The organism is Paenibacillus glacialis (assembly GCF_001637205.1).
Taxonomy (GTDB): Bacteria; Bacillota; Bacilli; order Paenibacillales; family Paenibacillaceae; genus Paenibacillus_AQ; species Paenibacillus_AQ glacialis.
In genome coordinates, this window is sequence record NZ_LVJH01000070.1 from 329,949 (window position 1) to 354,738 (window position 24,790).

Below are 24,790 nucleotides of genomic sequence, written 5' to 3' on the forward strand. Positions count from 1 at the left end.
TAGAGAAGCTTATTGAAAAGTACACTAAAGCCTTAGGGAATCCAGCAGTACTGTTCATTCCCTAAGACATTCATGATATATAACCGCATTCATTTTCTTTCTCAGAAATCTGTTACACACATCTCTATGTTCTTGTCCTCTGACATCTATGTTTGTCGGAGAACAAGAATATATACCCATTTCCTTTCTACAGTATCATTCTCCTGGTTTTGCAGTGCACCCGTGGCAGTCTTAGCCGATACTCTCCTTATACCCATTACAGAGCCGCTGTCAAATAAACCTCGGGGTAGAAACCGTCCTCCTGCTCATATTTTTCGATGCTCGTCCCCCTCCCAATACAAACAAACCGAGCATCATCCTGACGTCGGTTCGTGTTCACATGCGTTAACGGTAATTTTATTCTATGAGGGCGGATGCCTATCTGTGCATGTACGGGAAATATAAAGGCCTTTCCGAAGAAGAAACTTAAAAGAATGAAATACATCTGTTATGATTTTTCTAAATTGAACGGGATAGGATCAACCTCACCGTTTCACAACATATATTCTGCCTGTTTTCGACTCACAAAATATTCAACCTTATTCACTTTACATATATCAATCTTTCCTGTTACACCTTGCAACCAATCACCTTTTCCATCCCACTCAACATCCCGTAAACGACTGAGATCAAAAATCCTTTTCCAGCTCTCTTCTTTTGTAATATTTAAAAGTCCTGAATGAAAGTCATCATATTCCTTTTCATTATTAGCATAAAATGAATCATTAAGAACCATATGCCAAGATTCAAAATCTGAAACTAAGACATGCTTGTTATTAAGTTCAAAAGTCAATCTCACACAATTTGTATGACTTGGAAAATGACTTGTCGAACGCATATCAGGTTTCTTAATCCATAACCAAATGGGGTGTTCACCCTCGTAGCCATCTATGCGCTTTTTCATTTGATCTATCATCCATAAGTACTCATTAGGATACATCGCATATTCTTCTTGACCAATTAAAAACCCAAGTTCTTTTGCTTGATCCCATACCTCTTCTGTCTGTAGTGACCAATATATCCCCATTTGTGTACCCCTAACCCAACTCAGATTTTCTTAAACGTTAGTTCAAACAAATTCTTCATATAACCTCGTTCCACATTTCGTAAGCATTTCGGTCCACGCACTCGTATAGAGTGCGACAGACTCAGTAAAGTTACCTGAGGGCTCCATTCATATTTCAATCCACGCACTCGTACAGAGTGCGACGCTTTAAGATCCTTCAATTCATGGTCATCTTGAAATTTCAATCCACGCACTCGTACAGAGTGCGACGCAAACGATCCGGTGAACTCAATCTCATCTATGTATTTCAATCCACGCACTCGACAGAGTGCGACGATTCTATATCTTCAACTGTTTCCTGAACTTTTGATTTCAATCCACGCACTCGTACAGAGTGCGACGACGATCTCCCTATGATGGAATACGAGCCTCCGGAAATTTCAATCCACGCACTCGTACAGAGTGCGACTCCGCCACCACCGAAAGCAGATAGAGCACCTACGATTTCAATCCACGCACTCGTACAGAGTGCGACCGCCACGTGAACAAGAAGTATTAACTCACTATGTATTTCAATCCACGCACTCGTACAGAGTGCGACAGTCTTTTCAGTTTCATAATAACAATCGTCTAAAATTTCAATCCACGCACTCGTACAGAGTGCGACGAATTATTGAGAGTAGTGTTGAACGCGCTTATGATTTCAATCCACGCACTCGTACAGAGTGCGACAAATTTGATTATCCGACTGCTTTAGCATTTGAGGGATTTCAATCCACGCACTCGTACAGAGTGCGACTCTAACTCTCATCTCTCCCATAGCACCAATTGTAGATTTCAATCCACGCACTCGTACAGAGTGCGACCATGACACAGTTACAGAGTGTACAAGCGATGAGTATTTCAATCCACGCACTCGTACAGAGTGCGACTCATACTGCTGTCATCTGTAAACATCCATGGAAAATTTCAATCCACGCACTCGTACAGAGTGCGACGGAGAACTGATACTATACGGAAATATTAAATCAATTTCAATCCACGCACTCGTACAGAGTGCGACTTAGGACCTTCATATGGTTTATAAGCAGCATAATAATTTCAATCCACGCACTCGTACAGAGTGCGACGAAGGTTTCACAACTTCTAATCCGATTAACACAAGTATTTCAATCCACGCACTCGTACAGAGTGCGACGCCAACGGTCTTTGATTTCCTTGTGGATTTGCCGATTTCAATCCACGCACTCGTACAGAGTGCGACACAAGGATAGGTAATTTTTGACCTGATATAACTGATTTCAATCCACGCACTCGTACAGAGTGCGACTGGAAACTAAATATTCGGTGATTGCTCCATATTCAATTTCAATCCACGCACTCGTACAGAGTGCGACGAAACCCTTTGAAAAAGCAATTGAAACTATATTATTTCAATCCACGCACTCGTACAGAGTGCGACCGGTACCCGATGTTTAATAAGGAAATTTTACTAGATTTCAATCCACGCACTCGTACAGAGTGCGACCGCGTCCGTACACATCCGCCTTTGCTGCGATCTTATTTCAATCCACGCACTCGTACAGAGTGCGACCACTACCGGACAGAACAAAGGAACAGTTGTTAACGATTTCAATCCACGCACTCGTACAGAGTGCGACACGATGGACAGGCGGAAGTTACCACGGAATATACATTTCAATCCACGCACTCGTACAGAGTGCGACACTTAACGTGGGATGAGTTCATTGACCGTTTGAAATTTCAATCCACGCACTCGTACAGAGTGCGACTTATGCAGTCGCAAGGGGGATAACGGCACCATGATTTCAATCCACGCACTCGTACAGAGTGCGACATATTGGCAACTGAGTTACTGAGAGTGGAAGTTATTTCAATCCACGCACTCGTACAGAGTGCGACTTATATCGAAATGTTATTTATCTGTTATCTGATATTTCAATCCACGCACTCGTACAGAGTGCGACTCCAAACGAAGAATTAACACCTGAAGCACTAATATTTCAATCCACGCACTCGTACAGAGTGCGACGTGTACCTTTGGATGCTTTTGATGCTGTTAACAGAATTTCAATCCACGCACTCGTACAGAGTGCGACATTGGGTGTTACTGCTTATAAGTTTAAAGATCAAATTTCAATCCACGCACTCGTACAGAGTGCGACTAGAGCGTCGAACTGCTGAAATGGGGGTTTACAATTTCAATCCACGCACTCGTACAGAGTGCGACAATAAATATGGCGTTGACGCTTGAACAGGTACAATTTCAATCCACGCACTCGTACAGAGTGCGACCACGATTATTCAAATCATCGCTTGTAACAATTGGAATTTCAATCCACGCACTCGTACAGAGTGCGACAGATGAATTAGAGTGTTTAGGAAAGGGAGAATTAATTTCAATCCACGCACTCGTACAGAGTGCGACATTGTACCTACTCTGAGGGCTCAAACGCATGGAAATATTTCAATCCACGCACTCGTACAGAGTGCGACGATGAAAATGTTGTATCCTGATGTTGAGTTAGAGATTTCAATCCACGCACTCGTACAGAGTGCGACGCGTAGTTGCTACGTATCGAGCATGGGTAAATGATTTCAATCCACGCACTCGTACAGAGTGCGACCCGTAACCAGGCTAATCGAATACTTCGTAATACATTTCAATCCACGCACTCGTACAGAGTGCGACGATGATACAGGCGGATTCGTCCATGACGGATTCATTTCAATCCACGCACTCGTACAGAGTGCGACTGTAAGCTCATGCGGGTTTTCTGGGTCCATGTCTTTATTTCAATCCACGCACTCGTACAGAGTGCGACAAGCTAGATCGAGACGGTAATGGCGTTGCTTGTATTTCAATCCACGCACTCGTACAGAGTGCGACGTCAAGTAAACCTATGCAGGAGCGCAGATGATCGATTTCAATCCACGCACTCGTACAGAGTGCGACAAAAATGGCAAAGGGGCATTAGCATGTTAATTGCTATTTCAATCCACGCACTCGTACAGAGTGCGACAGGTGAAAGTTTGCCACGCCCACGCATTGATCCGATTTCAATCCACGCACTCGTACAGAGTGCGACTTGCGATAACAGCATTAGCCAACGTAGATATAATTATTTCAATCCACGCACTCGTACAGAGTGCGACCGGAGAGGTTGTTGCGGAGTTAGCGGAAGACGAATTTCAATCCACGCACTCGTACAGAGTGCGACGACTGTATACGTAATGACTATCTTTGGATCAGTAATTTCAATCCACGCACTCGTACAGAGTGCGACAGCGAAAAAGTAATGAAAAAAGTAGATTTTCACCGTTTTTATAGTGAAAATCAACGTATCCATCCGTATCCATCCGTATCCATCCTTTTTTCCTCGCTTGTAAATCCAATAATATCCAAATAAAGGCTATTATTTAGTCTTTTCTGGTGCGAACCTCCCAGGGAATTCATGTGTGCTTCGGGTTCGCACTAGAAAATTAGGGGCCCTTCAACGTCTAAACTCGACTTGGCGCCGATATGTTTGACCTTATGTTTATGGTTGTTACCCAGTACATAAAACCTTAAACTATCGACAGCTGGATTAATTAATTCTGCTAATTCTATTTCTAACTTTTTTAATTGTGCTGAGTCAACAATACATTCAAAGACTGAATTTTGTACGCGTACACCAAAGTCTTCACATTTTTTTGCGACTACCCTCAGTCTTCTTGTTCCACCATCGGACATCGTGCTGACATCATACGTAATCAATACTAGAATTACCGTTCACCTACTTCCACAGAAATGGTGGGTATGCATCAATATCTCCTCTAATAAATCGAGCTAAAAGTAGTGCTTGTGCGTGCGGGACAAGTCCCCAAGATATTTTTTCCTTTAAAAATGGGTGTGTAATCTTCTCTTCCTTTTTCTCTTTCCACAGTTGTAATATTTTTTTACGTGCATCGTCCGTCATAAGTACGGCACCACTTTCTTTCTTAAGGAAATCAGATGCTTGTACTTGCTTCAAATTAATTAATGATAGAACGAATCTGTCTGCATAAACACTTCTCAATTCTTCCATCATATCAAGTGCAAGTGACATTCTACCTGGACGGTCTCGATGTAGAAAACCAACATAAGCGTCTAATCCAACGCCTTCCAATGCGGCTCCAACCTCAGAAGATAGTAATGAATAGGCAAATGACAATAATGCATTCACGTTATCCAATGGGGGTCTTCGATTTCTACCTTTGAAGAAAAAATCTTTCTTCTGTTGCAGAATCATATCGTCCATTAAAGAAAAATAAGCACTTGCAGCATTCCCTTCTATCCCTCGCAACACTTCCAAATCCTCAATAGTCATTAGTTGTTTCATTGACTCTGTCAAATGCGCAGACACGCTTTTGAATTTCTCAACATCAATTCGTAGAGCATGATCTCTTGTCATTCGCTCCAAAGTCCATTTCGCATTGTACAACTTTCCAACTAGAAAATGCCTGGCAATATGTGCACTCTTCTCTTCATTATCTGAAATTCTATATTGTGTTTTCCTTAACACGACATTTCCGTTAGACGGTCCAATGACTCTTGCACGAAATCTACCACTACTCGTTAGAAATACGATTGCGATATTCTTCTCTACACAAGCAGCCATAAGAGCAGGACTAGCCCCTTGATGTCCAAATGTACAAATGGCTTCCAAATTATGTAGTGGTACTCGTCCAAGCGTTTCATCATCTTTCATGATAGCAATGTTCTCACCTTTCAAAGCAAGGTAAGCATCTGGTGTTGTAATATATATCGTATTTAACAGCCTTTTCATTCTGCCAACATCCTTTTCATATAACGTGCGACAGATTCTTTGGTTAGTAACTCTGGTAAACAAATATGACGTAATGAACAACTTTGGCAGTGTTCTCCTGTTTTCACACGAGGTGTATGCCGTCTTTGATAATATTCGTGCATACGTTGAGCTGTTCTTCTCACATCATTTTTCAAATCTTCTGTTATTTCTACTTCTACCCGGCGCCGAGTTTCATGATAAAAGAGTTCCCCTCGAGGGACCGTGCAATAAAGCATATCTTCTAAACATATCGCCTGCGCCACGAGCTGCGAAATGTCTGATTGATCTTTTTTCGGTCGACCTCTTTTATATTCAACAGGTACTGGCAAGTATGATCCTTCTTCATTTTGTAAAGGTACGCCATTGGGGTCTCTATGAAATTCAACGACATCACAAATCCCTGTAAGTCCCAATTTAGAAGAGTGCACGGGTAGCCCGCGCACGTATAATACATCTTTTCGCTTTTCTCTAATAAAAGGGTCATCCGCTTTCTCATGTAGATGGCTCCCTTCAACCGTTAGAACATTCTCTTCCCATTCTTGTTCAATATGGATTAGTGCCCATTGTCTTTCGCAAAACTGGAAATGCTGAATCCCTGACAATAAGAGAAACTCAGATGCATCATAGTCCGTCATATTCTTTCACAGGTAAACCCTCTAGATTCTCAACTGTGATCGTATAGTCATCTATCGAATTTGGAATTTTATCGCCATCATTTAACTTTATTTTAATTGAACGATGTACTTTGGCCGATGAAAATTGACCTAATTTCGAATTGTGTTCCCACCAGAACACTTTATTTACCTCCATACTACCGTCTGGTCTTGCTGATGAAGAATCATTTGCGAACAATGTAATAAATGCTTGTTTCAACTTCTCGCTATCCTCATCTGAGAATCCCGTTCTCTCAGCTAATTGTGGATTGATACTACCGCAGAAAAGATATACTCCGAAATCAACACGATGCTTCATCCCCATGGTGTCAGATGTCTTCTTACTTGGGTCCTTCTCATTCGTCGTAGAGTTAACACTCTTAGTAATTTGCATACTCGTAATTTCAACAGGACTAACACTTGTTGCTGCATGAATAGAAACAGGTCCTCGTACTCCTACTGAAACATCCGTTCCTTTAAAAGCAAACACTTGTCCGAATGCGCGGACATCATACCATGCCTTACTAGCAAACATTTCAACTAATTCCTCTTTATTCGCTGCTTTATTATTCTTCGCAAAATACGGCGCTACATCTTCATTGCCTGACACACGGTCATAAATACTACGATATCCATCCGCACGACGTTCATCTGACTGTACTAAGATAGCTTCCCCTGCATCTTGTAAACGATTGCGGAGTTTCCTCTTAATCGCGACATCGGATACCTCTCCATGTCCATCATAATCTTGACGCGGACGATTACCATTCAATGGATCTCCGTTGGGATTAGCTTTATCCACTGTAAATACAATAGCGAAGTCAATTTTATTCTGAATTGTTGTCATCAATATTCTCCTCTTTCTGTTCTTTATTTGTGTAATTACCCATATCCTTCACTTGGCTACTGTATCCGAGTAAGAACAACGGACCTAACGCTTCATTATTCATATATTCAACTGAGATACGGTCTTCAATCTCTCGAATCAACTTATTATAATATGATATATTCTCTCCTCGACGGACTTGATAAGGATGAAGTTGTTTACGAATCGTCATCCATGTGCGAGCAGGACGCTGTGAGAATGCGTTAAAATAGCGCGTCGCATTGGTTGCCCGTTTTTCACCTCGACGGTTAAGTTCTTTACGTTCTAACACTTCGGCCACACCAAGCAATCTTCCGAATAAATAGTCGCGCGACGGATTGTCAATTTCTAACGTCATATTGATTTCCTCCTTTTCATATTGTTTGCGGATCAATGCACAAGCAATATTCAATGTTCTTTGCCATTCACCTGTCCGGCTTAATAAGTCATCCTTAAAGCTCAGCGGATTCTTCACTCGGTTAAAAATCGCTCTTACGATATCTTTTGGTATCGCCGCATGGTCAACGATGCAAGGTAGTAAACGCGTAAACAATTCCTTTTTTATTCTAGGATCTGCTCTGTCACCGTAGACTGACTCAACAATATGATAAGTTGAAGGTGTTCCGACGTAATCTACTACTTTTTTGTTATCCGCATCATAATAAATCTGATACCACTTGCACGTACGATGCCAATGAGATAATTCATCTAGAAATAACGCACTATCCAGCTCTTGGTAATAGACGATAGCCAATCTTCCAGTTGTCGCAGCATCAACAGCCATTACAATGATATGGTCAACGCCTTCGATTAAAAAGTTGTGTTTCATTCCTTGGAATGCTTGTTGCACTTGTTCTGCAATGACAAGATTCGTATAGTCTCTTTCAGTCTCATCGTTAGATGACAGTTCACGTTCCAGTTCGAGCTCCAATTCGTCTAATGCGTCTGATTCATTCGAATTCTTTAATATATCCAATGTCCCCTGGAAAGGTTGAACTACCGCAGGATTTTTAACTCCAAATGTAACAAAATTTCGCGTATCCGCGCGGTATCCCTGCCGTTGAATGAGCCATCTTAATGCACTATGCGCTTTTTGTGATACATCATATCCGATCTGCACAGCTTGACTAGGTTTGTCGAAACGGCCGCGATATGTAAATCCTTTGTCATCATTAGAAGAGATTAACTTGGACATATCACCCGCATTACGCAGGCGTGATCCATGCTGTTCTGCTAATGTTGCAATCTCACCGCTAATATAACAGAGACCTTTGGCCGCAGTTCCGTCCATTGTATGAGCAAGGTAGTTCTGAAATATTTGAAAGAGTTCTTTATCTTCCCATACAGGAAGATCAGTCGAATGTTCTCTTAACAGATTAAAGCGTACAAGTGACTCGCTGCTATCCCCAGTTACGACTTTATAAATATCGGGTTTCTCTATCCCATATTTCGTAGCATTGCTGCTTGTCCATTTTTCGATTAACTTGCCATTCTCATCTACAAATAACACCTTCGATTCCACAAGATCGCGGATAACATTGCCTTTCTTAACGTAGTTGTATATTAGTTCAACCTTGGGATGACTGAATTCGCTCGTTGCCCAATCTTCCATCTGGCCGATATATTGTGGGTAATTATCTGCACGTTTCTGTGCCCCACCATACTTCATATAATCTGCTGCTACATAAAACAATTTATCATGTATAAAGTGTCCCGCTACCTTCGCTCCAGCACGATTAGCAGAATTTAGCGTTGCTGGTACAATAGTTCGTGCTTCCTCTTTTGGTACAACCTCTGCTTGGAAAAAGTTACCATCACGATCTAATGTCACTTCAATTTGTGCACTTTGAGTCACATGAGAGATTGGCAGTAAAGTGAAACGTTGGCCTTCGCCCCGTGATTTAAACTCTCCCACTTGCTTAACATTATTGTCGTACACATCATACAAGCGCTTCATCCAGCTCATTTATTCACCTCCCCTTGGAACATTTCGGAATACTCTTCCTCCACAGACTTCAGATTCGTACCTAGCATGAATGCTTTTAGCTCCTGCTCTTTAATGGAACGCACAGTAAGACAATCTTCGGGTCTATCGAATTGGATAATACCGTTCTTCATCACAGGAATACAGATCCGTGCTTCTAATTCATTTCTTCCAGTCTCATCCGGGTAGTTAAATCCATGGAACATGGAGCCGAAATTAATCTCCCCATATTCATCGTAGTCACTCTTACCGCTTTGGAATTCACAAGCTTCAACATAACCTTGGCACTCTCGACTTCCAAGATAAATATCCCGCCGTCCCCCACGCTCAACTGAACGCTTCGCGACGTTATGATGTTTATTCTCATTGCGATCATGTTCAAGGTCAGGACGATGCTCATTGAACTCAAAGTGAGCGCGAACTTGATAGGATGGGTTGCGTAAATAAGTATAATAAGCTAGCTCATTGGATGATTCATGATGTTTCGTCGGCCGTAAGCCCTTCACTTCCGTTTGTATTGCATTCATGACTCTGACTTCATCTATATACCAAATTATAGTAGGCTTCCAGTATATGGATTCAACAATCCCTTTCAGCGCTTGATATGTTGGAATTTGATATGTGAACTTTTCGCCGCCAATTTTGGTAACAGGATCTGTAAATAGAGCGTATTTACCATGGACAATAAAATCAATACTATTTCGCATGTTTTCTCACCTCCTTCAATAGATAGATTGACACTGTTCTCCTTCTCCAGTAAGGGACAGACCGAATTCTTTGTGATAGCCGCCATCCTGAAGTGCATATACCCCTTTCGTATGAAGTGGAAATATCAAATCCTCTTTAACTAACTGACGTAGCGTATGACTATACACATTGACACTATATAACTGAGCCTTTTTTAATAACAGATTCAATTGATCGTAATCACGGATCTCCTCATTCAAGTCTGCTATTAATTTCCGGCCTTCATCATGATATGGAACTAATATCCCTGTCGTCGGGGCTTCAATCACTTCGAAACGAGATTCAAGCGTCTTATACATCGATCGCACTGACGTCTTCCGGCATCCCTGTGGTACAGCGTCGGAATACTTCTGACTATGATCAATCAATTCAATTAAAGGAATATTAAGCTTGGAATCTGACATTCGGATTTCTCGCGCTGCCTTCGTTAAATAGAAGTCAAAATAAGTCTGAATCGCTGCCGGACTAAGCAGATCTTCAGCTAATTCACTTCGAGTTAGGACATCTTCTTCGGTCACCTTTTGACCAAGTGCAATTTCAGGTAATCTCGATAACGCTTCATCTTGCGCACGTATAATATATACCGTTCCTTTGGCGTATTCACCATTGCGGTTACACCGACCTGCCGCTTGGGCGATTGAATCTAATCCCGCCAATGAGCGGATCACACATTCAAAACTAATATCTACCCCTGCCTCAATGAGTTGCGTACTTACGCAGATCACTTTCTCATCGCCTGACTTAAGCTTCTTCTTTACTTCTTTTAGAATATCCTTACGATGCTGCGGACACATCGATGTACTTAAATGATATACGCTGTATCCTGATGATTTCTCCAACTCATGATACACATTTAGAACTGCCTTTTTCGTATTTAAAATAATAAGTAATGATTGCTTATCTTCTAATTCATCTAACGCAAAGTTGCTAATTTCGTTTGCATTCCAACCTTGCTTGGATACTTTACTTTTGATTGATACTCGTTGAAACGCTTTCACAACATTGGGTAAATCCCTCACCATTTCAGCATCTGCATTCATCAGTAGTGGATATGCTGTTTCCGTAAGCGATGGCTGCGTTGCTGTGCACAGGATAATACTGCTCTTACCAAAGTAATGTAGAAAGTTCACAGCGCTATTAAATAAAGGGATATGCTTGATAGGTACAGATTGCACTTCGTCAAAGATGACAATCGCATTCGTTAGATTATGTAACCTGCGCGCTTTGCGAGTTCCCTTACCATAGAATGTATCTAAAAATTGTACCATCGTCGTAAAAATAATCGGGTGATCCCAATTATCTCGTGCTAATTGTATTTGTTTTAGTGAAGGCTTTTGATAATAATCTAGTTCGTCATCACCTGCCGCATCATCAATGACATTCGCATGATGTTCCAAGACCATATCTTTGTTCTTAATAATCTTCCGAACGGCATCCGCATTTTGTTCTAATATTGTTGTGTATGGGACGACATAGATGATCCGGTCCTTAGCTTCTAAATGCGCGTGCTTCAACGCATATCGCAAGCTTGCAAACGTCTTCCCACCACCTGTTGGAATCGATAATTGACGAATCGATGAAGGTTCTTCTGCTAAACGGTCACATTGTTCTGACATTGCTACACGTAGTTGGTTGATCGGATGTGACGCTTCTGGACCTGCTGCCCATTCTTGTAATTGATCTATCAAATGATCATAACTCTCTTTAAAAAACAACTGATTCGATGGATATAAATCCGATCTATCCTCTTCATCAAACCGACGAGAATCTGTACGATCCGCATCAATAAGACAACTAAAGATATACTTCATCAATATACTATGATAGACAAGCTTAGAGATGTGACTTTTCCGCTGCCATTGCTTCGATAGTTGTTGAAGTTGCAATAGATAGGTTTTCATTTCCTTCAATGAAGCCTGATAGAGTTCTTCAACCCTCGCTTGATTGCCTGGAACGCTTAAGAATGTTGTGCATACTTCCTCGTAATGAGGGAGGTCTTCCCTACATACCCTTCTAAAGAAATCAGATTGACTCCCATCCGTCTGCAAAAAGTTCTGCAATCCCGAATGATGTGAGAGAATAACCATCCCTACCATTTCGATCACAATATTGGATATACTCTCGCTTAGCTTTTTGGGAGAATCAATATAATATCGTTCATATAAATACTTCGCCCCTGCCGACGAATGATCAATTTTTACAGAAGGTGCTCCTAGCTTTTTCACAGCATTTTCAATATATGTACTGAACGCTTTCGTATTCTTTCCCATGTCATGTAAATAACCAGCAAGCTCCGCCATGGATTGAACGTTCACCTTCTTGCCGAATTCCTTCGCAATAGCTGAGACCGATTCTAAATGTTCTTGTACCGTTTGTTCTTTATAATCCGTCTTTCTCATATGTGCAATCATGAATACATCTCCTTATCCATTGTCGACACAAACGCAGCAGTTACTTCCTAATTTTAAGCACTCCATAAACAACATCTTATTCGTGATAGATCGATCCGGATTTTTTTGTTTTTTATCTTAATTGGTCTTCAGGTCTTTGGCGATTATGGTCACAACTTTTATTAAGGCACAATTTTCCTCTTCAAGTTCTTTAATTCTGGATTTGAATTTCTTGACCTCTACGGCAGAAATCTGTTCATTACCTACCCTAATATTTTGAGTTACATTCTGTCTGACTTGCTTAGCTTTCATGGATCGACACAACCTTCCAATATAATTGTAACATTCTCCCATTACATGTCCACTGATTTATAATAGTTCTAGTATCTGTTTGTTTAAAGGATTACCTCTATGACTACAAGAGCTTACGCATAATAGTTTAGACGGCCCAGCGTTTATTCCCTTGAACTTCATGCTCAGTTTAGCGAATTCTGAACTTGCTAAGAGTATTAAGAAGTTGGCCAACGTTCGTGTATTTGCAAACGATGGAGGAACGACCTGTTTTGATCTAAACAAATATTTATTTCTATGTTCTATTTAAATATTTTATTAAGCCATTATATATACTATATACTGGTTGAATTGGGAAATAAATCTATTTATAACATCAAAAAAGGTCCTCTTTTACTTAAAAAGTAAAAGAAAACCTTTTTTCTCTTCATATTTAAATAGTACATATTTTCAATCCACGCACTCGCAAGGAGTGCGACAAAAGTTGTGAGACATAATACATTGTATCATTAATATTTCAATTCAGGCACTCATACAGAGTGCGACTTTAACATCATCGACCATTCCTTGCACCTTGGTTGATTTCAATCCACGAACTCTCACGTAGAGTGCGACGCTAACATTTGCTCCATCAATGCCGAACCTTGAATTTCAATCCACGCACTCACGTAGAGTGCGACTTATTCCAACTTCATTTACATAAAAAATGATAATTTCAATCCACGCACTCACATAGAGTGCGACCGAATAAATGGCTAATGTTTCGAGTGTTGAAAAATTTCAATCCACGCACTCACATAGAGTGCGACCCGCTTCAATATTGGTTGTGGTTTCTAAATCAAATTTCAATCCACGCACTCACATAGAGTGCGACTTTTCTACAAAAACCGCACAACTTGGAATTATCAATTTCAATCCACGCACTCACATAGAGTGCGACGGCAAGAGCTAATGAATGATGCAATGCAAGCACAATTTCAATCCACGCACTCACATAGAGTGCGACAAACGCACCCCTCTATAGTAAGTCTTCAAAATAATTTCAATCCACGCACTCACATAGAGTGCGACAATATGTTCGTGAAAAAGAGGGGAAAAGATACACATTTCAATCCACGCACTCACATAGAGTGCGACGGCAAGAGCTAATGAATGATGCAATGCAAGCACAATTTCAATCCACGCACTCACATAGAGTGCGACAAACGCACCCCTCTATAGTAAGTCTTCAAAATAATTTCAATCCACGCACTCACATAGAGTGCGACTTGCTTACTTTTCTGCTTTATCTCTTGCTGAAAATTTCAATCCACGCACTCACATAGAGTGCGACGGCAACCGCAGGATTCGTAGGTGACTCCGTTAAATTTCAATCCACGCACTCACATAGAGTGCGACAATCTATCGCGTTGTTGAATAGCATTCCAATGTGATTTCAATCCACGCACTCACATAGAGTGCGACAACAACAGCATCGATATATAAACAATAATAAGAAATTTCAATCCACGCACTCACATAGAGTGCGACCTTGGTTAAGCAGTTCATGCAAAAGCCTTTCCCAAATTTCAATCCACGCACTCACATAGAGTGCGACTGATCCATCTTTCGCCCCGGATTTGCCGGGAAATATTTCAATCCACGCACTCACATAGAGTGCGACGGAGCGAGCTGATACGTTCCGCCTGAGAGAGCGAGATTTCAATCCACGCACTCACATAGAGTGCGACAAGAAACCCACTTATTTATAGTACAGCAAGTGGAATTTCAATCCACGCACTCACATAGAGTGCGACGATCATAGTTTTTTTTATTTATTTGTCGCTTAGAATTTCAATCCACGCACTCACATAGAGTGCGACCAAACGCGCATGTTCGTTATCGTTAACCGACGAAATTTCAATCCACGCACTCACATAGAGTGCGACGAAACACCGAGCTACAACTATCAAGAGTCAGGGATTTCAATCCACGCACTCACATAGAGTGCGACGAGATCCGCATCACGTCTGGTTATCGTTCTGAAATTTCAATCCACGCACTCACATAGAGTGCGACTGCGAAAAAGTAATGTGAAAAGTGAATTTTCAACGGTTTTATAGTGAAAATATATAAATCTACACTTCTTTCTTCGCTTATAAAGCAAATATTTACCAAACTATAGATATTTTCCAAATTTTTTAGGTGCGAACCTCCTAGGGATTTCATGTGCGCTTCCGGTTCGCACTAAATATTTCACCTTATGTTTATCATTGTTTCCTAGTATATCACACCTGCGAATCAACCAAAATAAGGTAATTTAAATTGTGATTTTTTTAAAACAAAACGTTTACAAGCCTGATTCGAACACGTCTTAACGAAGAAGATGTGAATCGAATCGTAGATAAATTGGGTTATAAAGAAATGCTATCATCAATTCGCATACCCGTAACCCGTTTTAAATCCTGAAGTCGTTTTTAGGACAAACCGTATAATGAGTGTCAGCAGTTCAAAGACACAGATATAAGTGATAGACCTCTGGTTACATCGTCAGGTAACTTGAGTACATATTACAAAAGATGATAAACCCAGATTTATCAAATCCCCAACACCCTATCCCTTAATCCGCTTATATGTCTCTTCATCCGATACAATATACAACCTTGCACCCTCAGGGATTGGCTGGTCAAGCTTACGGTTGATGCTAAGGTCACTGCGGTCGGACAATAGCGTAGCTCCCTGACGAAGCAGGTCCTGAAAAGCCTCTCCATACGTCTTCCACATACGATTAAGCGGGATTTCATAAATATCATCACCATACTGACGACTCAGCAGTTGCGTAATAACCTCAGAATTCCCCTCCTGCAGCGCAGATCGTACGGCTAATCTTGAGATAGCATCATGTGACAGCACGAATTCGTTCACATGAACGTACCGAAAGTTCTGAATGTTCTTCTCCTGCATAATTTCTACAGTCGTATGTACTTGTGCTGCAATGCGCTCAATACTAGAGGCGATCAGTAGCGATTTACCGTCGATCAGCGACGCTTCATCAATGCGTGTGTCACCGAACACAATCGCAGCCTTAGCCCCCGTAATATTAGCCTTAAGAAGAATCTCATCACTGGATGGATCGCCGCTTATAAAATGAACCTGTTCCATATGCTCCAACGGATGGTTTCCCATCTCATCAATGATGATGATATGACACTTCGGTGAATAACATAGAATCTCATCCACGGCTGCCTGTGCTTTCTTACTCCAATTAATTAGTATGACATGATCCCTACCACGAAAGCTCAATGTTCCCGCCCCTCTCCTTCTTTGCAACTCTCCGATAGAGTCAATCACCTTACCGATGACCAAGCTTAACAGACCGATGCCAAATATATATAGAAACATTGTAAATGCTTTGCCGATTGCCGTTTTGGCAAAATAATCACCATATCCGACCGTAGCCATCGTTGTCATAACCCAATACAATGCATTAAACCAGTTGTCAAAGGTGTTTGGCTCCAGTACATACGCGATGGATGCACTCATAACGATAAAGAGTAGGATAATCAGCCCGATGGCCCTTTTTCTTAAGCGCATCATCTTCGTGGATATCCTGATAATAAAATGCACTTGTTCACCCCTTCTCTATCTCTAATAAGACAGCCTCTCGAGTGAATTCACTCAAGAGGCTAGCCTTATCTTTTTGAACATGCAATTTTCGAATTAAATGATTAGACTACTCACGGCAAATGCTGTCCCGATGAACACCAGACAGAGCATAAGCCCTACAGCTACATTGCCCTTTTGTAGATGATCAGAAATTCTAAACCCAGGAGTAAATAATTCAAAGATCCAATAAGCTGCTATTAGACATAGGTAACCTACAGCGAACCACAGCATCATAAACCATATCGATGTATTCGTATAAGCAGCTACACCCAGAATGATTGCTGTTGACATGTACTTGCCACCGAGAGCCAGAGCTACAGCTACATTCCCATTCTTCAACTCTTCCATGTCTTTGAATGGAGTCATCCAGCTAAATATGACCATACCTATCAATTGAAGAAAAATGATGACAAGAACACTTACTACTAAATTAACAACGATCATCAATTAGCCCACCCCCTAAATTTCGCATAGGCCGAATCATAATCGGCAAAATCATGTACTTCCTCCAACACCACGGATACGGTCTTTTGTTTCTCTAATGCTGTATAACGCTTGTCGTCAATCGGCTGCTTGATCCGGTTACCGGAAGGTAGCTGAATCACAGCAAAGTTTCTCGTCTTATCCTTTAGCTTCGTCTTGTAAACCCCTACAAGATCAACATCCGTTGTTATCGACACTTTGAGATTCGTCAGATCCGCTGCAGCTGTCTTCTGGTCTCCGTAGGATTTGATAGCGGTCCATGAGGACAAGCGGATTTCATTACGCTTATCGGCAGCTGTTACCAACTCAGCATCCATGAACTGCAAGGTCCAGATCTTATCACCTGTTGCATAGTTCCCATCATTAGGCAGGAGACCGTTATCAGGCAAGACTGTCATATCACTACCGATCAAATCCCCCACAGTGCCCTCTACAACTCGGTAATCCCAAGGCACTCGCGATACGCTATCTGTGGTCTCTACGGTAGAATCTGTATGGAATACACTATCCTGACTACCCGAGCATGCACTTAACAAAAACAATGTTAGAAGCACACAACAAACGGTCACTCCGTTTCTCCATGTTCGTATTAACATATGGACTCGCATGTCTTTTTCCTTCTTCATAGTAATTATCTCACTCCCAACGCAATAAATTGACTAGCATTGCCTGTAATCAGTCCACCTGCCCGGCCGAGTAGCCCGCAAGGTTTTCCGTTAATCATGAACATACCGGTCAACAGATGAAATTCACCTTCTGTTGTATTTATCCGAGCTAACTCAGCTCTTTTTTGATAAACAGAGGGAAATAACACACTGCTATCAAAGCCTTCCTCATCCTGAAGTTCCAACGTACCACCCTCATCAAAGAGACGTACAGAACCCCCCTCACGGCCAAATACTGATTTAGATACAAAGTTTCCGGAAAACACGGGTTTGTTATATGTAGGTAAGATGTAGCTTTCAATAGCCTTACGCTCTTCTTCATCAAATAGCAGACCTAGCTCATACATCCCCCACACTGCCGCCATGAGTCCTTTGGATTGCAATAGTATACTGTGTGGTGAATTGAAAATTTCTAGATGTCCAGTCTCAATCGCATACGCCAAGGCTTCGCCGCCTTCATCAATAGCCATCCATTCCTTAGGATACAAGGCAAACATCCGCTTAATAATACGACCATCACCATCTTTTACAACGCCATGATCAATCGATAAGTCAAGGCAATCTACACATTGAATATCGAGGCCACTGTGCCGTACAAGCGCTTCAATCGTGCCAGAGTCCTCTTGATGAGATCCATAAGCAACACATGCTGCAGTATCTGGACGCTCTACCCCCCACGCCGCTACAAGAAGATCCTTCATTGCGGTATTTGGGCTGTATATCCCTTCCCCTGCTTGCTCACATATCCAAGGCGTCGCTATAGATGCTTCCACATAACCAGTAGGCGTATCTGCATTCAGTTCCAGCAACTTAATGGTACCGTCATCAGACACGGCAAAATCAAAGCGTGCGTAACGGCTTATTAGCCCCTTCTCTGGTAGAGGACATTGATCAATCATCTCCCACAAGACAGGAGGGATACCGATCAAGTCATACAAATCATGCTTAAGATGAACGTAGCGAACCGTTTTGTCAAGAATATTCCAAAGCATTCTGGATGCCTCTTCAAGCTCTTCGTAGATTTCACTTCGCATAACGACAACTGCATCTAGCCAATATTCCTCACCCTCAAGGTCCGCCCAAGTAAATCCGAGCTCATGCAACTGCTCTACCCGCGGTACTCGTTCAAGAGTGGATTGATCTAGGAATTCAAATACCCTTTGAGGATGGATCATCCTCCAAAACCACTCTTACCAGAGCTTGACCTCGAGGAGGATACAGAACCAGAACTCGATTTAGAACTACTGGACGAGCTCAGACCACTGGATTTCCCTCCGATACCTCCGGCTTTGGATGAGGTTGATCTTCTTGTAATAGAGCCGCTGGATGAAGTTGATGTTTTCGGTTTGACCACAGAACCAGGAACATTCTTATTTTGAAACTTATCGTTGCTATAGGTGTTAGGCTTATACGTATTCTTAGTCCCTGGATAATAGGTTGGACGGTCGTTGTACCACCCTCTTGAAGAGTAATTAGAGCCACTGTTGAACAACATGTGATACAATAACAAATCATCCCAGCCGAAGCCTGAATTATAACCGCCGTAGTTGTTCACTACAGTCGTCCCATTGGAGGTCGTTACCCCCTGCTCCTGCTTCACAACCTCTTTCGTACCCTCATCTGGATACGGAATATTCCAATCTACATTTTTGTCAAAATACGTTTTGACCTCTTCAGTAGACCAAGACACAAGCTGAGGCTCATCCGCAGAAGTACTACCACTGGCTCCTACAGCAGCCGGAACAAACAGTGCATTCGCCAAAAGGGCAATACCGAGCGAGGTAGATAATACACGAATCGGCTTCCCTTCAGGGGTGAACAACTTCGATATAGCTAGTTCTTTAGCATTTTCATCTTTAGTCACCACAACATCCTCCTTCCATGACATTATTTATTCGGTGCGCATCGGTACAAGGAGAAGCTCCAGCTTCCCTTCGTCCACATTCAGGCGCCCTTCCACTGTCTCATATTCTTTGGTACCCACCACAAGATAATTGACATGCTCCAATGCAGCAATCATATTCATGCTCCATGTGCGCTCCTCAATGACACGAAGCTCACCATCTGGCATTTTTTCAAATAAGATGACACCCATCCCATTATCCACCATTATCCATTCCTCCTCATAACCATGATAATTCTGATACGGTATTTGCACTTATACGTTTCATTTCATATCCGATGAGTACGTATAATGATAAACACTCATAACTTAGTCCTTAAATTTAATACATAATTCCTTTTCCTACTAGTGGTTACAGAGCTTTATTTTCACAATCTATCTCTAATAGTAGTTTTTTTAATCCGTTTAAGATAGAGGTTTATTTTGCATTAATTTGTATTATCAACTCATATAATGTTGTAATTTGTCGAACTATTAACCATTTCGTCATATTTCCATAATCGCACTTTAAAAACCCTTAATATCTCACATTACAGATACTAAGGGTTTCTGTACAAGCTATTCTACAAGAGTATATCTCGTATTCGTCAAGTTAATCTTCCCTTTTAATCCAGGAGTCATATAGATGCGATTATCCTCTGTAATAAACATCGCTTCCACATTCTGTTTCTGCTTCATATACGCCATTCCTTCTTCTAAGTCCATAACGACTACGGCCGTCGAAAGTACATCCGCATCAGTCGCCGTCCCACCTATAATGGTTACACTTTTCAACCCATTCTTCGTAGGAAAGCCCGTCTTCGGATCTAGAATATGATGATATCTCACACCATTCTCCATGAAGAAACGCTCATATACCCCCGATGAATCAATTGTCTCGTTATCAAGTTGAATGAGTGCTAGTTGTTCGCCACGCTCACGATCTGGATCCTGAAGCCCAATCCGCCACTGCTCCCCGCTTGGCTTTCTACCAATGGCAATGATGCTGCTGCCTCCGAGATCAATAATCGCACTTTCAACCTGCTCTTCATGCAAATAATCAGCTACTAAGTCAGCGGCGTACCCCTTTCCAATACCACCAAGATCAAGGGACATCCCTTCCTTTGCTAGCTTAATTGTCAAATTAGCTTCATCCATTATGATATCCTTATAATTGACGAGCGACTTCGCTTGATTAATAAGGTTTACGTCTGGGACATGCTCGCCGCCGTTTCCAATCTTCCATAGACTAACGAGTGGTCCGATACTTGGATCAAATGCTCCTTGCGTATCTTTCGCATATTCAATAGATACTTTCATAAGATCAAATGTCCCTTTGGAGACCTTAATTGCTTTTTTTCCTGCTGCCTCATTAATGGCATGTATCTCACTATCTTTATTCGACATATTTATCTGTTGATCAATATCATCAAGCATCTTCTCGACTGCCTTAAAATGCCGTTCACTTTCATCATCGCCGTATAATTTCAGATTGATCACGGTAGCAAATTTATAAAGTGTCTTCTTCACCGACTCGCTAGTTAGATCACTCTTGCTCGAACTATCATTCCAATAGAATAATCCAATCCCTGCTCCTACAAACAGAAGAAACACCAATACCCCAACCTTAACCTTGCTACTTATCATCATGTCTCCCCACCTGCCCATACAGTATCTTTATATTAAAATATTAAAATCAAATATATTATCCATGACCAGCCATAAAACTGTATGTGATATTCATCACGCTTCTATCATAAAACAATGGCAGCCCCGAACTCGAAACCTCCTGTTCGGGACTGCCATTATTTATTTAATGAAATACTCAGACTGATTCTGGAGTGAAAAAGCGAGGTAAATATTCCTTATTCGCTTCCAACATTTCATCTAACATTTTAATAGCTATTCCTACGGATGGAACGAGCGGATGATGAGCCATAGCTTGAATAGCTAGGCCACGATCTCCTGTTACAGCTGCATCTATAGCAAGTTGCTCATACGTTTTGACTGCATGGATAAGACCTACAGCAGAAGGCGGGATCTTCGTTAAAGGAAGAGGAAGAGGGCCGTTCTTCGTAACAACACAGTTAACTTCGATGCTAGCGTTATCTGGTAGGAAGTCAAGAATACCATTGTTCGCCACATTGAGCGTTTGAATATCGTTTGTACCGTTGTAAAGAGATCTCATCAAGTTTACAGCTGCTTCAGAATAGAATGCTCCTCCACGTTGCTCCAACTGCTTAGGTTTATCCTGCAGATCAACATCACTGTACAACTCGAACAATTCTTCTTCTACGCGCTTCACGACTTCAGCACGATTGATACCTTTATTGTGGGAATCAAGCTGTTCTTTTAGCATTTCATCCGTCATGTAGAAATATTTCAAATAGTATGATGGCAAAGCTCGAAGGGACTGCAAGAATTCTGGATTCCATTCACAAGCAGGAACATTCTTAGCGCTATAACCAGCAGTATCTGCCAACATCTCGTCCAATTTGTCCTCACCTTCAACATCAATACGGGTAATCCAGTGAAGATGGTTTAGTCCTACAAATTCAGCATACACGCGATCAGGTGCAACCTGATACTTAGCTGAAGCCTGTTTGATTAGACCGATTGGCGCATTACATAATCCAATACTTTTGACATTAGAATACTTGATAATTGCCTCAGTTACCATACCTGCAGGATTGGTGAAATTAAGCAACCATGCATCAGGAGCAAGCTCTTCTATATCCTTACAAACGTCCAACAGGACAGGAATGGTACGTAGTGCCTTCATCATCCCACCAGGACCCGTAGTCTCTTGTCCGATGACGCCATATTTCAATGGAATGGATTCATCACGGCCACGCGCTGCCAACATCCCTACACGCATCTGGGTACTCACAAAGTCAGCTCCGGCAATAGCCTGACGGCGGTCTGTCGTCAGATGTACCTCAATCGGTAGTCCTGATTTCTCAACCATACGTTTCGCTAAATTACCGACAATGTTCAACTTGTGTAATCCAGAATCAATATCAACGAGCCATAATTCACGTACTGGAAGTTCATTGTAATGAAGAATAAATCCTTCTACCAATTCTGGAGTATACGAAGATCCCCCACCGATAACAGCTATTTTCAATCCTTGTTTTGTTGCCATTATTGCCACATCCCATCGTATAGTTTATTTTATAAGTTCAAAATCACTGTAAACCCGCATGTTCTCAAATACTTCTTGGCTAATTGTCAGTCCATCTTCTTCCATAGCAGACCACAGTGCACCCACAACTGGCTCAGTAGTTAATGTAACGACAGACGCGTGAGGTGCAACCTTATGTAATGACTGCTCAATCGGGCCACGAATCCAGCCCTGATCGCCTCTAGTTAGCAGACTGCCTACAAGTACAACGTCAAATGTATCGTTAGCCATACTCAGCCTTTGCACGATAGCAGCTGCAGATTTACCTAAATCCACACCCTGATGATTTAAGATTTCAAGAGCAACTGCATCCTCTCCAGCTGCTGCTTCAAACAGTAATCTGGCAGCATCCACCGGAACACTTCTTCCATTATCCTGAAAATCATTAAACATATCTTCAACGGTGCTGTAACCAAGAAGTTGAAGTAGTAAGCCCGTCAGTAGCGTTGGCTGCTCACGGCCGTCCCATGCTCGGATAACAGAACGGAACACCTCAATATTCAATCCTCCGCCTCCGCCAAAATCACCAAACATATAACTAAATCCACCACATTGATAATGTTCACCCTGTGGATTTCTTCCGGCGGAATTGGTTCCTGTGCCGCAAATGAGGGAGATACCATATGGTCGGTTGGTACCCGCTCGAAGTCCGATCATGGTGTCGCAGTTAATAGTATAGTTCGTAAATCCAATGCTACGAATCAACGGATGTAGAATATCGTAATCCGCTTCGCGGTCCGCTCCTGCAAGGCCTAAGTAAGCATGAGTGATGTCTTCGATTTCGATACCAGCCTCTGAAAGAGCACTTAAAGTTGCTTCTCGGATACTATTTGTAGCTACTGTAGCGTTAATCTGGTGGTTACCGTTACCGCTCTTACCTTTACCGAGTACATTTCCAAATTCATCGGTCAACAGGGCGTAAGTCTTCGTTCCGCCCCCATCGATTCCCAAGTAGTAAGCCAATGATCGTCACTCCTATTATTAATAAAATATCAGAAAAATTTCACTATTTCGATCTATTCACTAGAAGATAATTTACTCTTGATGGTGGATTCCCTAACAATCAGCTCTGGATCAATTTTAAGGCTCGATGCTCGTTTCATCGTTCCGTCTATGCGCTTGAGCAACATATCAGCAGCAGCCAGACCAATCCGATCAGCCGGTTGACGGACCGTTGTTAAGTGCGGACGAAACTGTGAGGCAATGTTTTGATCATCGTAACCAACAATAGCTACCTGCTCCGGTATGCTGATTCTGGCTTCCATCAAGGCATTGATCACACCGAGGGCAATATTGTCATCCCCTGCGAACACGGCAGTAGGTAGGTTACCATCTCTAACCCACTTCCAACAGGCCTCATAACCAAATTCAATTTCAAAATCCCCTTGTACCATCTCAAACGGAGTAATCCCCTCTTCTTGAAGGGCCTGTAGAAATCCGTTGCGGCGTTCACGCGTACTCCGGAACATTTCATTACCACACAAGTGGGCAATTGAGGTGTGACCTAGATCGAGCAGATGTTTGGTTGCTGCATATCCGCCTTTGAAATTATCTATAGTCACCGAGAAAGCATCATTCTCAGGCTTCTGATTATCGATCAGAACATACGGGATATTCCGACGCTTTAATTCCATAATATAACTATCTTCTTCTAAAGGCGAGAGTAAAATTAAACCGTCGACCCGATCTTCTTGGATAAGATAGTGATTTCCATCCGAACCGCTACCTTCTGATATTGACACTGCAAGGAAATAACCGTGGAGTGCGAGCACTTCATTGAGTTCCTTAACAATTGCATCAAAGAATGCATCCTGTAGCGTAGTCACGATTAAACCGATAATACCGGTTTTACCGCGGGCAAGGCTGCGGGCAGCCGCATTCGGCCGGTAATCCAGTTCTTTGATAGCGTCAAGTACCTTTTGGCGGTTCTTTTCACGTACTGATTGTGCTCCATTTAACACACGGGAGACTGTCACAACTGACATTCCTGATTTTTTGGCTACATCAAAAATACTTACCTTCATAATCATTCTCCTTGCGGCAGATTTTCCGTACATAGAAACTTATATTTAGTATACATGTACGGAAGGCTGACCGCTAAACATT

20 protein-coding genes and 2 CRISPR repeat arrays are annotated in these 24,790 nt (G+C 41.9%); all 20 genes read right to left on the bottom strand.

The genetic code is table 11. The features are described from left to right. Nucleotides 1-532: 532 nt before the first annotated feature. Nucleotides 533-1,066: a DUF3841 domain-containing protein gene (locus tag PGLA_RS24290; RefSeq protein WP_068537772.1), complete on the bottom strand. Its 534-nt coding sequence runs from the start codon at nt 1,064-1,066 to the stop codon at nt 533-535. A 20-nt stretch (nt 1,067-1,086) separates the two neighbouring features. Continuing rightward, nucleotides 1,087-1,365: a hypothetical protein gene (locus tag PGLA_RS29900; RefSeq protein WP_425415418.1), complete on the bottom strand. Its 279-nt coding sequence runs from the start codon at nt 1,363-1,365 to the stop codon at nt 1,087-1,089. A 49-nt stretch (nt 1,366-1,414) separates the two neighbouring features. After that, a CRISPR array of direct repeats spans nt 1,415-4,353; the repeat unit is 32 nt; unit sequence ATTTCAATCCACGCACTCGTACAGAGTGCGAC. A 188-nt stretch (nt 4,354-4,541) separates the two neighbouring features. Next, on the bottom strand, nt 4,542-4,832 hold the full coding sequence (gene cas2, locus PGLA_RS24295) for a CRISPR-associated endonuclease Cas2 (protein WP_068537773.1): 291 nt from the start codon (nt 4,830-4,832) through the stop codon (nt 4,542-4,544). 10 nt (nt 4,833-4,842) lie between these two features. Further along, complete coding sequence (gene cas1c / locus PGLA_RS24300) at nt 4,843-5,874, bottom strand: type I-C CRISPR-associated endonuclease Cas1c (protein ID WP_068537774.1); 1,032 nt, start codon at nt 5,872-5,874, stop codon at nt 4,843-4,845. Continuing rightward, nucleotides 5,871-6,530 (bottom strand): CRISPR-associated protein Cas4, encoded by a 660-nt coding sequence (gene cas4 / locus PGLA_RS24305; RefSeq protein ID WP_068537775.1) that lies wholly within the window; start codon nt 6,528-6,530, stop codon nt 5,871-5,873. The genes cas1c and cas4 overlap by 4 nt, the downstream gene beginning before the upstream one ends. Continuing rightward, complete coding sequence (gene cas7c, locus PGLA_RS24310) at nt 6,517-7,395, bottom strand: type I-C CRISPR-associated protein Cas7/Csd2 (RefSeq protein ID WP_068537776.1); 879 nt, start codon at nt 7,393-7,395, stop codon at nt 6,517-6,519. The genes cas4 and cas7c overlap by 14 nt, the downstream gene beginning before the upstream one ends. Continuing rightward, entirely contained in the window at nt 7,376-9,379 is a 2,004-nt protein-coding gene (cas8c, locus tag PGLA_RS24315; protein ID WP_068537777.1) for a type I-C CRISPR-associated protein Cas8c/Csd1, read from the bottom strand. The genes cas7c and cas8c overlap by 20 nt, the downstream gene beginning before the upstream one ends. Then, a complete protein-coding gene (gene cas5c, locus PGLA_RS24320) occupies nt 9,376-10,104 on the bottom strand; it encodes a type I-C CRISPR-associated protein Cas5c (protein ID WP_068537778.1) in 729 nt (242 codons plus the stop codon). Before cas5c ends, cas8c begins: the two co-directional genes overlap by 4 nt. Nucleotides 10,105-10,119: 15 nt before the next feature. After that, on the bottom strand, nt 10,120-12,555 hold the full coding sequence (locus PGLA_RS24325; RefSeq protein WP_068537779.1) for a CRISPR-associated helicase/endonuclease Cas3: 2,436 nt from the start codon (nt 12,553-12,555) through the stop codon (nt 10,120-10,122). 117 nt (nt 12,556-12,672) lie between these two features. Continuing rightward, a complete protein-coding gene (locus tag PGLA_RS28270) occupies nt 12,673-12,846 on the bottom strand; it encodes a hypothetical protein (protein ID WP_161487993.1) in 174 nt (57 codons plus the stop codon). Between the two features lie 627 nt (nt 12,847-13,473). Further along, nucleotides 13,474-14,883: a CRISPR direct-repeat array (repeat unit 32 nt; unit sequence ATTTCAATCCACGCACTCACATAGAGTGCGAC). 534 nt (nt 14,884-15,417) lie between these two features. After that, entirely contained in the window at nt 15,418-16,401 is a 984-nt protein-coding gene (locus tag PGLA_RS24330) for a potassium channel family protein (protein ID WP_342671708.1), read from the bottom strand. A 123-nt stretch (nt 16,402-16,524) separates the two neighbouring features. Beyond that, complete coding sequence (locus PGLA_RS24335; RefSeq protein ID WP_425415420.1) at nt 16,525-16,914, bottom strand: DUF350 domain-containing protein; 390 nt, start codon at nt 16,912-16,914, stop codon at nt 16,525-16,527. After that, nucleotides 16,914-17,549 (bottom strand): signal peptide protein, encoded by a 636-nt coding sequence (locus tag PGLA_RS24340; RefSeq protein ID WP_425415421.1) that lies wholly within the window; start codon nt 17,547-17,549, stop codon nt 16,914-16,916. The genes PGLA_RS24335 and PGLA_RS24340 overlap by 1 nt, the downstream gene beginning before the upstream one ends. Before the next feature lie 35 nt (nt 17,550-17,584). Then, nucleotides 17,585-18,793: a glutathionylspermidine synthase family protein gene (locus PGLA_RS24345; RefSeq protein WP_068537782.1), complete on the bottom strand. Its 1,209-nt coding sequence runs from the start codon at nt 18,791-18,793 to the stop codon at nt 17,585-17,587. Continuing rightward, on the bottom strand, nt 18,790-19,482 hold the full coding sequence (locus PGLA_RS24350) for a hypothetical protein (protein WP_068537783.1): 693 nt from the start codon (nt 19,480-19,482) through the stop codon (nt 18,790-18,792). Before PGLA_RS24350 ends, PGLA_RS24345 begins: the two co-directional genes overlap by 4 nt. 27 nt (nt 19,483-19,509) lie before the next feature. Beyond that, the gene (locus PGLA_RS24355) at nt 19,510-19,728 is read right to left on the bottom strand and encodes a hypothetical protein (RefSeq protein ID WP_084411470.1); all 219 of its coding nucleotides are present in this window, start codon (nt 19,726-19,728) and stop codon (nt 19,510-19,512) included. A 351-nt stretch (nt 19,729-20,079) separates the two neighbouring features. Then, the gene (locus PGLA_RS24360; protein ID WP_068537784.1) at nt 20,080-21,150 is read right to left on the bottom strand and encodes an FAD:protein FMN transferase; all 1,071 of its coding nucleotides are present in this window, start codon (nt 21,148-21,150) and stop codon (nt 20,080-20,082) included. A 175-nt stretch (nt 21,151-21,325) separates the two neighbouring features. Continuing rightward, complete coding sequence (locus PGLA_RS24365) at nt 21,326-22,645, bottom strand: 6-phospho-beta-glucosidase (protein ID WP_068537785.1); 1,320 nt, start codon at nt 22,643-22,645, stop codon at nt 21,326-21,328. 24 nt (nt 22,646-22,669) lie between these two features. Then, on the bottom strand, nt 22,670-23,647 hold the full coding sequence (locus PGLA_RS24370) for an N-acetylglucosamine kinase (protein WP_068537786.1): 978 nt from the start codon (nt 23,645-23,647) through the stop codon (nt 22,670-22,672). 53 nt (nt 23,648-23,700) lie between these two features. Further along, nucleotides 23,701-24,708, bottom strand: a complete 1,008-nt coding sequence (locus PGLA_RS24375) for a LacI family DNA-binding transcriptional regulator (RefSeq protein ID WP_068537787.1) — start codon at nt 24,706-24,708, stop codon at nt 23,701-23,703. Nucleotides 24,709-24,790: the final 82 nt, after the last annotated feature.

Bases quoted from the DNA above. Each gene is read 5' to 3' on its own strand.
- PGLA_RS24290 (WP_068537772.1), bottom strand. From the start codon at position 1,066: ATGGGGATATATTGGTCACTACAGACAGAAGAGGTATGGGATCAAGCA.
- cas1c (WP_068537774.1), bottom strand. From the start codon at position 5,874: ATGAAAAGGCTGTTAAATACGATATATATTACAACACCAGATGCTTAC.
- cas4 (WP_068537775.1), bottom strand. From the start codon at position 6,530: ATGACGGACTATGATGCATCTGAGTTTCTCTTATTGTCAGGGATTCAG.
- cas7c (WP_068537776.1), bottom strand. From the start codon at position 7,395: ATGACAACAATTCAGAATAAAATTGACTTCGCTATTGTATTTACAGTG.
- cas8c (WP_068537777.1), bottom strand. From the start codon at position 9,379: ATGAGCTGGATGAAGCGCTTGTATGATGTGTACGACAATAATGTTAAG.
- cas5c (WP_068537778.1), bottom strand. From the start codon at position 10,104: ATGCGAAATAGTATTGATTTTATTGTCCATGGTAAATACGCTCTATTT.
- PGLA_RS24325 (WP_068537779.1), bottom strand. From the start codon at position 12,555: ATGATTGCACATATGAGAAAGACGGATTATAAAGAACAAACGGTACAA.
- PGLA_RS28270 (WP_161487993.1), bottom strand. From the start codon at position 12,846: ATGAAAGCTAAGCAAGTCAGACAGAATGTAACTCAAAATATTAGGGTA.
- PGLA_RS24330 (WP_342671708.1), bottom strand. From the start codon at position 16,401: ATGATGCGCTTAAGAAAAAGGGCCATCGGGCTGATTATCCTACTCTTT.
- PGLA_RS24335 (WP_425415420.1), bottom strand. From the start codon at position 16,914: ATGATCGTTGTTAATTTAGTAGTAAGTGTTCTTGTCATCATTTTTCTT.
- PGLA_RS24340 (WP_425415421.1), bottom strand. From the start codon at position 17,549: ATGTTAATACGAACATGGAGAAACGGAGTGACCGTTTGTTGTGTGCTT.
- PGLA_RS24345 (WP_068537782.1), bottom strand. From the start codon at position 18,793: ATGATCCATCCTCAAAGGGTATTTGAATTCCTAGATCAATCCACTCTT.
- PGLA_RS24355 (WP_084411470.1), bottom strand. From the start codon at position 19,728: ATGGTGGATAATGGGATGGGTGTCATCTTATTTGAAAAAATGCCAGAT.
- PGLA_RS24360 (WP_068537784.1), bottom strand. From the start codon at position 21,150: ATGATGATAAGTAGCAAGGTTAAGGTTGGGGTATTGGTGTTTCTTCTG.
- PGLA_RS24365 (WP_068537785.1), bottom strand. From the start codon at position 22,645: ATGGCAACAAAACAAGGATTGAAAATAGCTGTTATCGGTGGGGGATCT.
- PGLA_RS24375 (WP_068537787.1), bottom strand. From the start codon at position 24,708: ATGAAGGTAAGTATTTTTGATGTAGCCAAAAAATCAGGAATGTCAGTT.